Origin of the sequence: Streptomyces sp. TLI_185 (genome assembly GCF_003814765.1) — a bacterium.
Lineage (GTDB): Bacteria > Actinomycetota > Actinomycetes > Streptomycetales > Streptomycetaceae > Streptomyces.
Genome location: NZ_RKRB01000001.1, coordinates 9,970,280 through 9,983,069 on the forward strand (window position 1 = coordinate 9,970,280; position 12,790 = coordinate 9,983,069).

Genomic DNA, 12,790 nt, shown 5'->3' on the forward strand with positions numbered 1-12,790 from the left:
GCAACGGGTTCACGTGAATGAACATCGGGCGCATTCGTGAAGCTGTGTGACCGGGAACCTAAAGGTCTGAACCAAACGCGTCAAGAGGTGAAGCATCGGTGACACGAGTCCGCGCAAGTCCCTTCAAGAGGTGAGCGTTTGGGCGGCCGCTCCTCTCGATCGGGCGGGGCGCGGTATCCGACTGCGGCGGCGAGGCCGGTTGGCACATGATGAGCGGATGACGTCACTCACCTTCGACGACCACTGCCGCGCGATCGTCTCCCAGACCGAGCTGCTGAGGGCGCAGGTCAGAGGGGCGGACACGGCCACCGAGGTGTCCACCTGCCCCGGCTGGGATCTCGGCCGGCTGCTGCGACACGTGGGCGGGGACCACCGATGGGCGCAGGAGGTGGTCCGGACGCGAGCCCTCGAACCCGTTCCGGGAGACCCCGTCGACGACCCCGCCGTATACGCCCATGTGGACGGGGACGCACTGGACGGCTGGCTCGCCGAGGGCGCCGCGGAACTCAGCGCCACCCTGCGGGATGCCGGGCCCGATGCCCAGGTGTGGACGCCGGCCCACGAGCGGAACACGTCCTCCTTCTGGGCCAGGAGGATGACGCACGAGACCGTCGTACACCGGGCCGATGCCGCACTGGCGACCGGCTCCGCATTCAGGCTCGACGACGCCCTCGCGGCGGACGCCGTGCAGGAGTGGATGGAGTTCGCGACGGTCCCCGAGGCGTACGAGCCCCGGCCGGGAGCACCCGGCCTGCTCGGCCCCGGTCGTACGCTCCAGTTCGAGGCGACCGGTGCCGGACAGTGGCACGTCGACCTCGGCGGCGACCGGCCCGTGTGGCACACCGGGCGCGCGGCAGCCGCCACGACCGTACGCGGACCGGTGACGGACCTGCTGCTGTTCCTCTATCGGCGACCCGCTCCCGCAGTCGAGCCCCGAGGTGACACTGCACTGCTCGAACTCTGGCTGACCCGTACGGGGTTCTGGCTGGAGGCGTAGAAAGTCAGTGTGGGAGCGCGGGGCAGTTCGTGGCCGACCGAGACGGACAACCGCGGACAGGCCGTCCCCCTTCCCGTGCCTGAAGGTTGCGCGCGCCGCCGATCCGCCGCCTTGGCTGCAGCTTCATCGGGGTTTGGCTGGGCCACGGTGTGCGGGGGCACTGAGCTGCGCGGCCGACACCGGCATCACGGCCCGACCGTCAGCGGTCGACGACGCCTGCCCTACGACCCCGCACGCCCCAGGCGCGCGCCCGGAGCGCGATCGAGCCGTCCGCCCGAGCAGGCACCCGTTGCCGCAGGGCTTCCCGCAGCCGTTCCCTGGCGGCCGGAATGAGCGAGGCGACGTAACCGGGGGCGGGGCCCTGCCCGGCCAGGAACGGATCCCACAGATCGGAGAAGTCGGCGAAGCGGGTCGGGACTTCGATGGGTGCCACCTCCACCTCGACCAGAGCGGCTTCGCTCCACAGCCTCCGCAGTGGGGCCGGCCGGCACAGCGGGAACCGGCGGCCCTCGTCCAACTCCGCCGCCGAGGACGGATCGACGGCGGTCACGGCGTCCCAGAAGTGCCGTAGAAACCCCATGCCTTCGGCGTAGTCCCACACATACGCGGCGACCAGCCCGCCGGGCGCCACCACGCGCGCGGCTTCGGCGACCGCGGCACCGGGGTCGGGGAGGAAGTTGAGGACCAGTCCGCTCACGGCCACGTCCACCGCGGCCTCGCCCACGGGAAGAGCCTGTGCGTCGGCCCTGGCGAAGAGCGCGCGAGGGGATCCAAGTGTCCGGGCCGCGGACACGAACCCGGCGGACCGCTCCACCCCGAGCAGGGTCCGGGGCCGGCACCGGCGTGCCACAGCCGACGTCAACGCACCCGAACCACAGCCGACGTCCAGCCACCGAGCTCCGGGCGCACACGCCAGCCAGGCCACGAACTCGTCGGCCACCAGACGGCTCCACCGCCCCATGTACCGCTCGTACGCGTCCCCGGCGGTCCACACGTCGAAGTCCTGCTCGGCCACCTTCCCACTGTGCCGTGCTGCCCCGGTTTGCGCCACGTGTGGGGATGTGGGGGCACGCGCTTTCTGAGAGGTTCGTATGAATCTCTGGGGTGCTTGAACACGCCGGTTCCGCCGTCCGTATGTGGCGAGGGATTTCCATGCCTGACCGCCGTGATTCGTAGGAGAACTCTCGTGGGACGCAACACGCGCAGACGCCCAACAGGCCCGCGCCGCGCAACCTTTGCGGCATTCGCGCTGATGCTGGGCGGAGGCGGGCTGGTCGCGGTCAATGTCTACGCCTCCGCGACGGAAGGCGGTTCGGGCACGGACGGGGCCGAGACGCGCAGTGCCGCGGCCGGCACGATCGACTGCCCGGACGTCGGCAGCAAGTTGACGCAGGTGCCGGACCAGGCCCGGGGTGAGGTCGACAAGGAACTCGCCTCGATGGACCAGCAGATAGCGGAGGCCTACCAGCGGCTGCAGGCCGCGACGCCGGAACAGCGCCAGGACAGCGGCTACACCGACGACCAGGTCATGAAGCCGCTGAAGGAGACGCGGAGCGAGTCGCTCGAGCGCATCGGCAACGCCATGGACCAGGCAGGCGAGCGCCCCGACGGGCTCGACTCCATGGCGGACTGCTCGATGCGCACCTGGAACGACCAGAACGGCGGCCAGGGTTCGGAAGGCGGCCAGCAGCAGGGCCAGGGAGACCAGCAGAACGGCGGCCAGCAGAACGGCGGCCAGCAGGCCGGCAACGGAGGCCAGGCCGGCAACGGCCCGGTGGCCGCGGACTACCAGGACATCAACACCGTCCAGCCCAACGCCCCGGCCCCGGATCTCAAGTCCTTCGCCTCCAAGGGCACCTTCACCACCAGCTGCGGCGTGAACGCGAACGGCCTGTTCAACTCCGACAACGTCATCGTGGCCCCCGGTGTCACCAACGGCGCCCACCACTTCCACGACTACGTCGGCAACCAGTCCAACAACGCCTTCGCCAGCGACGACGACCTCGCGGGCGCCGACACGAGCTGCGAGAACCCGGGCGACAAGTCCACGTACTACTGGCCGGTGGTGCGCCTGCAGAACGGCGCCCAGGAGCAGGACGCGAACAAGCCCGGCGGCGGGATCGAGGGCAACGCCGGTGAAATCGTCACCCCCAAGCAGGTCACGCTGACGTTCATCGGCAACCAGCGCAGCCAGGTCACCGAGATGCCCCGACTGCTGCGCATCATCACCGGCGACGCCAAGGCGTTCGTCAACGGCCCCGCCAACGCCAACGCCTCCTGGAGCTGCACCGGGTTCGAGGACCGGCAGCTGAAGGACAAGTACCCGCTGTGCCCGCAGGGCAGCGACGTGGTCCGCACCTTCCGGTTCCAGAGTTGCTGGGACGGCCGCAACATCGACAGTGCCAACCACCGCACCCACGTGGCCTTCGCCGACGCCTCCGGCAACTGCCCGAACGGCTTCAAGGCCATCCCGCAGCTGGTGCAGCGCATCGTCTACGACGTGAAGGCGCCGAGCCTGCAGGACGGCGGCCGTACGACCCCGCTGTTCGCGGTGGACTCCTTCCCCGAGCAGCTGCACAAGCCGGTCACCGACCACGGCGACTTCATCAACGTCTTCGACGAGGGCCTCATGAAGGAGGTCGTGTCCTGCATCAACGGCGGCCGTGAATGCGGCGCGGGCACCGGCGAGGACCCGGGCTCGGACGGGGGAGCGACCCAGCAGCCGACGGACCAGCCGAGCGAGCAGCCCACTGACCAGCCCACCGACCAGCCCACCCAGGAGCCGACCGCCCAGCCCACCGACGAACCGACCACGCCGCCCGCCGACGGCGACAACGGGAACTCGGGTGACGGGTCCGGCCAGGGGAACACGGGTGACGGGTCCGGCCAGGGGAACACGGGCGACGGGTCCGGCCAGGGGAACTCCGGCAGCGGATCCGGCGACCAGAACGCGCAGCCCACGACCACCGCTCCGGAGACCGGACAGCCCGCGAACGACGACAAGCCCACCATCTCCAGCACGACGGAACCGAGGGTCTACGCAACGTCCAAGGCCTCCCCGAGCGCCGCGGCCGCCCCGGCGAACGGCGGCACCAACGCGGGCGACAACTCCGCCCAGTCCCAGGCCCCAGGCGGGAACGGCCCCGCCGCCGGCAGCCAGACCGAACCGCAGGCGGTCCAGGGCGGCGCGCTGGCCGAGACCGGCACGACCTTGTGGCCCGCCACAGCCGGCACCGTACTGCTGCTCGCAGGGCTGTTCCTGCTCACCCGTACACGGCGCAATTACCTGCGCTGACGTCTGGGGGCGCTGCGCAGGGGCACGAGCGGCAGGGGCCGCCGCCGGATCGGCGGCGGCCGCGCTCGACGCACCGGACGCACGCGGCGGGTATGACGTGCGAGGGGCCGCCCGGCCACTGCCGGGCGGCCCCTCGGTGCTCACTGGGGCAACGACCGCGACAGCCGGTTCAGCCGCAGCGCGAACTGCACCTCGATGGCGTGGTCGGGGCCGCGCCACGACTCGCCGAGGACATCACCGACCTTGGCCGGCCGCTGGTACGACCCTGTCGGTCGACGCCGATGTCATCCTGCTCGGCCGCAGCGGCGCGACGTGGGCCGCCTGGTCGAGCGACCAGCGGGAGGCGGACGCGCCGTTCCAGGCGCGACCGCTGGCCTACGTGCCCCGGCAGCTGGTGCCGCAGATGAAGAAGCGCGGCCTGAGCGGCGAGATCGGGCCCACGGTGGCCGAGTTGCAGCGCGGTGAAGGCCGCGCTCGACCCGATGGGCATCCTCGATCCCGGCAAGGTCGTGGACGTCGCGGGAAAGGGCCGATGACCGTCACACTGGACGACACGTACACGGCCGAGTCCGGCGCACGCTCATGCCCGGCAATCCAGGCGTTGGTGCGGCTCACCCCGGAGCAGCGCCGGCCGGACCTCGCGGGAGGGCTCAACAACGAGGTGGCTCACCCCGCGTGGCCTGCGCCATTCACACTGCACGCACACACGGAGGATGTCGACGCATGACCGTCGATGCAGCTTCTGTTCGATGCACTTTCTTCGGGACGTCCTCAATACACGTCACCGACGGTGTCTCCGGAGTCCTCATCGACGGCTTCTTCACCAGGCCGTCGCTGCTGCAAGTCGCTCTTGGGCGGCCCGTCGCACCCGACCTCGGACGCATCTCCGACGCCCTGTCCCGAGGCGGCATCGAGCATCTCGACGCACTGCTCGTCGCCCACTCCCACCACGACCACGTCATGGACTCCCCCGAGATCGTCAAGCGCGTTGGCGGCGTCCTGTACGGATCGGAGTCGACGGTGAACGTCGGCCGTGGAGCCGGTCTGGGCGAACAGGCGATGGCATGTGTCAGCGACGGTGACACGTACGTCTTCGGGGACTTCACGGTCCGAGTCCTCGAAGGGGCGCACAGCCCGGGCGACAGATACCCCGGTACGATCGACGAGCCGCTCGTGCCGCCGGCCAAGGCCAGTGCGTACCGGACCGGCGGCTGTTATTCGTTCCTCTTCGAGCACCCGACCGGCACGATGCTGGTCCACCCGAGTGCCAACTTCGTCCCGCACAAGTTCGACGGCCTGGATGTCGATCTGCTCTACCTCGGCATCGGTGCCCTGGGGGCCCAGTCCGCGCAGTTCCAGAACGACTACTGGTATCACACAGTCGAGGCCACCCGCCCCGACCTCGTCATCCCCGTGCACTGGGACCACTTCGGACGGTCGCTCGACAAGAAGCTGCGTCCCATGCCGCGGCTCCTGGACAATTTCGCCAGGACCAAGGAACTGCTCGACCGTAAAAGCGCCGAGTCCGGCATTCACGTGCGTTTCCAGATGCCGTACGAGACGATCAGCCCGTTCAGCTGACCTGAGCCCCCCACGCCTTCAAGGCAGTGGGGGAGCGTATGCCAGGGCCCGCGACGTCGGGCTGATCCGAACGACAGGGCCTAAGCCCCGGACCGGACCCGCCTGCGCACCTGGACACCCCAGACCAGCAGGGCCGCCAGGGCGATCGACACGACGGCCGTCGACATCCCGGCCTGGACGCCGACCCGAACGGTGAGGGTGCCGGCCACCAGGGCGCCGAGCGGAACGCCCAGGCCCGAGGAGAGCATCCGGCGTGTGGTGTTGACCCTGCCCTGGAGCTCGGGCGGCGTCACCTCCTGGGAGTAGGTCATCGTGTTCACCAGGACGACGAGGTAGGCCGAGCCCCACACGGTCAGGGCGACCAGCGTGACCCGCCAGTCCGAGCTGAGCACGACCACCAGACCGAGCAAGGACCCGATGGGAAGCACCCCCAGGAGGAGGGGGAACGCCTCGAACCGGCGCCGCAGCCGGGGCAGCAGGAAGGATCCGCCGATGCCTCCGGCACTCCATGCCATGTACAGCAGGCCGATCCGCCCGTCGGAGCCGTAGATGCCCAGCACGCGGTCGGCGAAGACGACGAGCTGGCCGATGATGGCCCCGCCGGAGAAGGACTGCAGGGTGCCGACCACCGTCATCAGGCGCAGCGTCGAGTGGTGGCGGAGGAAACGGAGTCCTTCCCGGACGGACTCCCTGAATCCCGGCCGCTTCACCGCCGGCTTGTCGGGCGGGGAGGTACACGTGACCGCCTTGAGGAGCAGGGCGGAGGCGGCGAAGGACAGGGCGTCCAGCGCCAGCGTGCCGGCCGGGCGGAACAGGACGATCAGCCCCCCAGCCACCGCGTTCCCGGCGATGCGTACGACGGTCTGCGCTCCGTAGACGGCGCTGTTGGCCTCGGTCAGCTTGTCCTTGCCGACGATGTCGGGGACGAAGCCGTACACCCCCGCGTCGAAGAAGAGACCGAGACCGGCCGAGGCGAAGGCCACGACAAGCACCTGGCCGCCGGTCAGGACGCCCAGAGCAGAGGCGGCCGGGACGGAGGCGATACAGGCGGCGTTGAGCCAGTCGGTGAGGATCATCAGGCGGCGCCGGTCGGTCCGGTCCGCCACAGCGCCCGCGATCAGCCCGAAGACCACGTAGGGCAGGGTCGCCGAGGCCGCGACCAGGGAGACCATCAGCGGCGAGCCGGTCTCCTGGAAGGTCAGCACGGGCAGGGCCACCGTGGTGACGGCGGATCCCAGCCCGGAGACCACGCGTGACAGCCAGAACCAGCGGAAGTCGGGGACGCGGCGCAGCGGGATGTCCGGTGCTTCGGGTGTGGGAACGCCCATGTCTTTGCGGGGCAGGGAGGTCATCGCGGTCGGTGGGTCCTTTCGGTGAGGTGGTCGTCCGGCGCTTTCGACAGGAGCCGGGCGTAAAACGCGTGACACCCCATCAGCAGGCTGCTGATGGGGTGTCACGTGAGCTGTGTGTTGCGGGTGTGTCGGTCGATACGACGACAGGTATCGGGCGATACGTGGAAGCTGGTTTCTCGAGACGGAACCGGCCGATCCGATGGCGGCCCGCGACGTCCGCGGAAGCGGACTGTGAGCGAGGGGGTTCCGGAAACCCGCAAGATCATAGCAGAGGGCGGCCGGTTCGGGACAGCCTCTCGGGAGGGGCGACCGGGTTCGAGGGGCGCCGCGACGGCTTCACCCCCGGTGGGTCACGGGTCGGTCAGCTCCTCTGCTCGGACTGCCGCACCGCCTGCTCGACCTCCGCTTCGACCTCGTTGCGAGGCTTGCCGGACTCCTTCGCATACTCGGTGACCGACGTCCGCGCCTCACGGGCCAGGTCGCGCCAGGCGCGGCGGGCGGTCTCGTACGTGTCGGCCTGCTGTCCACTCCAGCCGCCGGGCTGGGTCACCGGGCCGTACGAGTGCTGCAGCTCCTCGACCCGGAGGTGCGCCTCGTCGGCTGCGCGCTGTTTCTCGACCAGCTCGTCGAAGGTATGTGTCACGCAAATGGAGCATAGGCGCACATTTGCCATATCGCGCGCCGAGCCGGTGTGCCAGGCCGGCGCTGCCTGGCCGAGCGGGCCGGCGGGCAGCCCGCGGGCTCTCACCCCCTCCGGGCCAAGGCCTCGCCGAGCAGTTCCCGCGCGGCGTCCAGCGCCGCGGCACGGTCCGCCGGCACCATGCCGATCCGGGTACGGCGGTCGAGGACGTCGGACTCGTCGAGGGCGCCTTCGTGGCGCACCGCCCACAGCAGTTCGGCGGCCGTGACGGGATGGTCCGGCAGCACCCGCTCGCCCAGCCGGGGGTCGTCCGCGCCGAGTGCGAGGACGGCCGGTGCCTCGGTGCCGTAGCGCCGTACCAGATGGCGAGGTGCCTGCACCGCCTCGAGCACGTGTGGGGACGCGGCGCCGACGAGCGGAAGGGAGGCCGTGGGGGAGGAGCCGGCGATGAGGCGGCGGGCGGCGACGGCGGCGTTCACGGCGTCCTCGGCCATGCGCCGATAGGTGGTGAGCTTGCCGCCGACCACCGTGATCACGCCCTCGGACGACGTGAGCACCGCGTGCCGGCGGGAGATGTCGGCGGTCCTGGCCGCGGCTGAGGACCCGGCCTCCGGTGCGGTGTCCAGCAGGGGGCGCAGTCCCGCGAAGGCGCCGACGACGTCCGCGCGCCGGACCGGTACGTCGAGGACCGAGCCCAGGACGTCGAGGAGGAAGCCGATGTCCGTCTCGGGCGCCTCGGGCACGTCGGGGATGTCGCCCTCGACGGGTTCGTCGGTGAGACCGACGTAGACGCGGCCGTCGCCCTGGGGCAGAACGAGGACGAAGCGGTTGGTCTCGCCGGGGATGGGGATGTGCAGGCCGGCCGCGAGAGGGCCGAGGTGGTCCGAGCGCAGGATCAGGTGGGTGCCGCGAGAGGGGCGGATACGGATGCCGTCGACCAGGCCGCCCGCCCAGACACCAGAGGCGTTGATCACGGCGCGGGCCCTGATCTCGCCCTCCTCGCCGGTGAGTTCGTCGCGGACGCGGGCACCGGCGGCGGTCAGTTCCAGCGCCCTGACGCGGGTCAGGATCCGTGCCCCGTGTGCGGCCGCGGTGCGGGCCACGGCGGTCACCAGGCGGGCGTCGTCGACGAGCCGGCCGTCCCAGGACAGCAGGCCGCCGCGCAGCCCGTCGGTGCGCAGCGCGGGGGCCAGATGGCGGGTCTCCAGGGCGGAGAGCCGACGCGGCCCCGGCAGCGTGGCCCGGGCGGTGCGGGCCGTCAGGCGCAGGGTGTCGCCGGCCCGGAACCCGGCCGAGGCGAGCGCCGCCTGACCGCGGGAGACCAACGGGGTCAAGGGCAGGACGAACGGCTGCGCGCGGACCAGGTGGGGTGCCGTGCGCTCCATCAGCACGCCCCGCTCGACCGCGCTCTCGTGGGCGACGTCGAGCTGGCCGGAGGCGAGGTAGCGCAGCCCGCCGTGGATGAGCTTGCTGCTCCAGCGGGAGGTGCCGAAGGCAAGGTCGTGGGCGTCGACGGCAGCGACGCTCAGGCCGCGCGCCGCGGCGTCCAGGGCGGCTCCGGCACCGGTGGCCCCGAGCCCGACGACGAGGACGTCCACGGCGCGGCCGCCGACGGTCTCGGCCAGCTCGCGCGAGCGCCGGGCGGCGGACAGGGACGATCCGGGGGCGGCAGGGCTGGGGCTCATGGCGTGAGTGTCCTCTCCAGGATGGAGCGCAGCTCCGTGAGGAAGGCCGCGGAGGACAGATCGGCGTCGTCCTCGTCGGTCATGGTCCGCAGGGACAGGGTGAAGGACTGGACGATCAGCAGCAGGGAGCGGGCCTGGCGCTCGGGGTGGCCGATGCGGACCGACCCGTCTGCGCGCCCTTCCTTCAGGCCGTCGGCCAGCAGTTCCAGGAGTGCGGTCTGGCTGGCGCCGCGACGGTCCAGGACATAGGGGAGGAGCAGTTCGGGATCGACGTCGACGATCTTGCGGAAGAGGGGATGGGCACGGAAGGCCTCCACTCCCGCCACCAGTCCTTCGACCAGCAGGCTGCGCGCGTCCGCCTCCGGTCTGCGCTCGGGTATCGCCCGTGTGGCCACGTCGACCCACTCACGGGTCATCAGGTCTCCGACCAGCGTGCGCACATCGGGCCAGCGCCGGTACAGGGTCATCCGGGAGACGCCCGCGCGGCGGGCCACGTCGGTGAGTGTCGTACGGCGGACTCCGACGGCCAGCACGCAGTCCCGCACCGCGTCGAGCACCGCATCACTGTCCGAGCTGTTGTGACGAATAGGCGTCATGTGTCACAGTGTAACGCCTCGACGCCCTGCAGGGCCGTCGGAAGAGAGAACAGCTCGAACGGAATCGCTCGAATCGACCGGTGAGGACGACAGTCATGGACATGCTGTGGAGCGGCTGGGGCGACCCGGCCAGGGCGACGCCGCTGCCCGACACGGTGATCGGGCTGTTGCGCGATCTGCTCGGCGTCAAGCCGCGCAGCGCCGAGCCGGTCGGCCTGGCGGACATCGTCGTTCCGGAGGGCCAGCTGGAGCCTGCGGTGCATCAGGCCCTGGTGGCGGCCGTGGGTGGCGAGGAGTACGTACGCACCGACGCGGAGACCCGCATCCGGCACACCCGTGGCAAGTCCACCCCCGACCTGCTGCGCATCCGGGAGGGCGACGTCGACGACATCCCGGCGGCGGTGCTGCTCCCGGCCGGCCACGACGAGGTGCTCGCCGTGCTGCGTGCATGTGCCGAACAGGGCGTGCCGCTCGTCCCGTTCGGCGGCGGCACCTCCGTCGTCGGCGGACTCGCCCCCGGGCGCCAGCGCACCTTCGTCGCCCTGGACCTGCGGCGCATGGACGGTCTGCTCGCCCTCGACCCGGTCTCCCGCACCGCCACTCTGCAACCCGGCCTGCGCGCCCCGCAGGCCGAAGCGCTGCTCGCCGAACACGGCTTCACCCTCGGCCACTTCCCGCAGTCCTACGAGTGGGCCACCATCGGCGGTTTCGCCGCCACCCGCTCCAGCGGCCAGGCGTCCGCAGGCTATGGCCGCTTCGACGAGATGGTCCTGGGCCTCACCCTGGCCACCCCCGAGGGCACCATCGACACGGGCCGCGCCCCGCGCTCCGCGGCCGGACCCGACCTGCGCCAGCTCGTGCTCGGCTCGGAGGGGGCGTTCGGCGTGATCACGTCGGTGACGGTCCGCATCCGCCCGGTCCCGCAGACCCGTATTTACGAAGGCTGGCGCTTCCCCTCCTTCGCGGAAGGCGCCGCCGCACTGCGCCGGCTCGCCCAGGACGGGCCGCGCCCGACCGTGCTGCGACTGTCCGACGAGACCGAGACCCTGATCGGCCTCGCCCAGCCGGACGCGATCGGGTCCTCCGACGCCCCGACGGCCGCCGGATGCACGGCGATCGCCGGATACGAGGGCACGGAGGAGGACGTCTCGTACCGCCGGGAGCGCGCCGTGGCCGTGCTGCGCGAGTGCGGCGGCACACCGCTCGGCGAGGAGCCCGGCGAGCGCTGGGCACACGGCCGCTACTCGGCCCCCTATCTGCGTGACGCCCTCCTCGACGCGGGTGCCTTCGCCGAGACACTTGAGACGGCGGCCTTCTGGTCCCGCATCCCCGCTCTGTACGCGGCCGTACGCGACGCGCTCACCACCACCCTCACCGAGGCCGGCACCCCGCCCCTGGTCATGTGCCACATCTCGCACGTCTACGAGAACGGCGCCTCGCTGTACTTCACCGTCGTCTCCGCCCAGGGCGACGACCCCGTCGCGCACTGGACCCGGGCCAAGCACGCCGCCAACGAGGCGATCCTCGCCGCCGGCGGCACCATCACCCACCACCACGGCGTGGGCACCGACCACCGGGACTGGTACGTCCGCGAGGCCGGCCCGCTGGCCGTCGAGGCCCTGCGCGCCGTCAAGCGGCAACTGGACCCGGCCGGACTCCTCAACCCCGGCGTCCTCCTGCCCCTCGACGACTGACCCTCACCCCCTGTTCGGCAGTACCGACCCGTCCGCCCTCGGAGGCACACCGATGCGACAGTTCACCGCCGTCGTCAACCCCACCGCGGGCGGATCCACCTCAGCCGCCGCGCTTCTCGCGGTGGCCCGGCCGCTGCGGGAGGCGGGCGCCGAGCTGCAGACCGAGTACAGCCGCAGCCTGGCCCACGCACAGGAACTCGCCCGGCAGGCGGGCAGCCGGGGCCGGGTGGTGCTCGCCGTCGGCGGTGACGGCATCGCCGGCGGCATCGGCGGCGCCCTCAGCGGCACCGGCGCCGTACTCGGCCTGGTCCCGGCCGGCCGCGGCAACGACTTCGCCCGAGCACTGGAACTCCCCACAGAGCCAAAGGAGTTGGCCGAGGTACTGCTTCACCACGAACCACGCGCGGTCGACACCATCGAGGTCGAGTCGGCCGTCCACGACCGCACCGTCGTCCTCGGCAGCGTGTACGCGGGCGTCGACGCCCTCGCCAACCGCCACGCCAACCACGCCAAACTCCTGCGGGGCGCCGCCTCCTACTACGCCGGCGGCCTGAGGGCCGTCACCACCTGGCGGCCGGCCCGCTACCGGGTCACCGTCGACGGCAAGGAACACCGGCACACCGGCTACACGGTGGTGGCCGCCAACTCCGGCTACTACGGTTCCGGCCGCCTCATCGCCCCTGATGCCCGCGTGGACGACGGCCTCCTGGACGTGGTGATGATCAGCGAGGCACCCCGGCGGCTCTTCTTCGCCCTGATGAACGAACTCAAGACGGGCAGCCATGTCAACCGGCCACAGGTGCGCATCCTGCGCGGCCGGGAGATCACCATCTCCGCCGACCGCGACGTGCCCTACGGCGCCGACGGCGAGGTCGAGGCCGTCCTGCCCGTCACGGTCAGAGTGCTGCCGGGAGCGCTGCGGGTGCTGTGCTGAGCGCTGAACTAGGGTG

Annotated in this window: 10 protein-coding genes; 5 read left to right on the forward strand and 5 right to left on the reverse strand. The window is 71.4% G+C overall.

Annotated elements, in window-relative coordinates:
- Nucleotides 1–217: 217 nt before the first annotated feature.
- Entirely contained in the window at nucleotides 218–997 is a 780-nt protein-coding gene (locus EDD92_RS45800; protein ID WP_123969780.1) for a maleylpyruvate isomerase family mycothiol-dependent enzyme, read from the forward strand.
- Between the two features lie 199 nt (nucleotides 998–1,196).
- On the opposite strand, the gene EDD92_RS45805 is transcribed toward EDD92_RS45800, so the two are convergent.
- A complete protein-coding gene (locus EDD92_RS45805; RefSeq protein ID WP_123969782.1) occupies nucleotides 1,197–2,012 on the reverse strand; it encodes a class I SAM-dependent methyltransferase in 816 nt (271 codons plus the stop codon).
- A 171-nt stretch (nucleotides 2,013–2,183) separates the two neighbouring features.
- On the opposite strand from EDD92_RS45805, the gene EDD92_RS45810 reads away from it, so the two are divergent.
- The gene (locus tag EDD92_RS45810; protein WP_260327201.1) at nucleotides 2,184–4,292 is read left to right on the forward strand and encodes a DUF1996 domain-containing protein; all 2,109 of its coding nucleotides are present in this window, start codon (nucleotides 2,184–2,186) and stop codon (nucleotides 4,290–4,292) included.
- A 723-nt stretch (nucleotides 4,293–5,015) separates the two neighbouring features.
- Nucleotides 5,016–5,873, forward strand: a complete 858-nt coding sequence (locus tag EDD92_RS45815; protein WP_123969784.1) for an MBL fold metallo-hydrolase — start codon at nucleotides 5,016–5,018, stop codon at nucleotides 5,871–5,873.
- 80 nt (nucleotides 5,874–5,953) lie between these two features.
- Here EDD92_RS45815 and EDD92_RS45820 read toward each other — a convergent pair whose 3' ends face one another.
- From EDD92_RS45820 to EDD92_RS45835, 4 genes are all read right to left on the reverse strand, one after another.
- Nucleotides 5,954–7,225 carry an MFS transporter gene (locus EDD92_RS45820; RefSeq protein WP_260327202.1) on the reverse strand — a complete coding sequence of 424 codons (1,272 nt, stop codon included), beginning with the start codon at nucleotides 7,223–7,225 and terminating at the stop codon, nucleotides 5,954–5,956.
- A gap of 361 nt (nucleotides 7,226–7,586) precedes the next feature.
- Entirely contained in the window at nucleotides 7,587–7,868 is a 282-nt protein-coding gene (locus EDD92_RS45825; protein ID WP_123969786.1) for a hypothetical protein, read from the reverse strand.
- A gap of 101 nt (nucleotides 7,869–7,969) precedes the next feature.
- Complete coding sequence (locus tag EDD92_RS45830) at nucleotides 7,970–9,550, reverse strand: glycerol-3-phosphate dehydrogenase/oxidase (protein WP_123969788.1); 1,581 nt, start codon at nucleotides 9,548–9,550, stop codon at nucleotides 7,970–7,972.
- A complete protein-coding gene (locus EDD92_RS45835; RefSeq protein WP_123969790.1) occupies nucleotides 9,547–10,146 on the reverse strand; it encodes a TetR/AcrR family transcriptional regulator in 600 nt (199 codons plus the stop codon). Before EDD92_RS45835 ends, EDD92_RS45830 begins: the two co-directional genes overlap by 4 nt.
- Before the next feature lie 95 nt (nucleotides 10,147–10,241).
- Here EDD92_RS45835 and EDD92_RS45840 point away from each other — a divergent pair, with 95 nt between their 5' ends.
- Together EDD92_RS45840 and EDD92_RS45845 are read left to right on the forward strand one after the other, a co-directional pair.
- A complete protein-coding gene (locus tag EDD92_RS45840; protein ID WP_123970852.1) occupies nucleotides 10,242–11,840 on the forward strand; it encodes an FAD-binding oxidoreductase in 1,599 nt (532 codons plus the stop codon).
- Between the two features lie 52 nt (nucleotides 11,841–11,892).
- Complete coding sequence (locus EDD92_RS45845; RefSeq protein WP_123969792.1) at nucleotides 11,893–12,774, forward strand: YegS/Rv2252/BmrU family lipid kinase; 882 nt, start codon at nucleotides 11,893–11,895, stop codon at nucleotides 12,772–12,774.
- Nucleotides 12,775–12,790 lie beyond the last annotated feature (16 nt).

Bases quoted from the DNA above. Each gene is read 5' to 3' on its own strand.
- EDD92_RS45835 (WP_123969790.1), bottom strand. From the start codon at position 10,146: ATGACGCCTATTCGTCACAACAGCTCGGACAGTGATGCGGTGCTCGAC.
- EDD92_RS45830 (WP_123969788.1), bottom strand. From the start codon at position 9,550: ATGAGCCCCAGCCCTGCCGCCCCCGGATCGTCCCTGTCCGCCGCCCGG.
- EDD92_RS45840 (WP_123970852.1), top strand. From the start codon at position 10,242: ATGGACATGCTGTGGAGCGGCTGGGGCGACCCGGCCAGGGCGACGCCG.
- EDD92_RS45815 (WP_123969784.1), top strand. From the start codon at position 5,016: ATGACCGTCGATGCAGCTTCTGTTCGATGCACTTTCTTCGGGACGTCC.
- EDD92_RS45820 (WP_260327202.1), bottom strand. From the start codon at position 7,225: ATGACCTCCCTGCCCCGCAAAGACATGGGCGTTCCCACACCCGAAGCA.
- EDD92_RS45845 (WP_123969792.1), top strand. From the start codon at position 11,893: ATGCGACAGTTCACCGCCGTCGTCAACCCCACCGCGGGCGGATCCACC.
- EDD92_RS45800 (WP_123969780.1), top strand. From the start codon at position 218: ATGACGTCACTCACCTTCGACGACCACTGCCGCGCGATCGTCTCCCAG.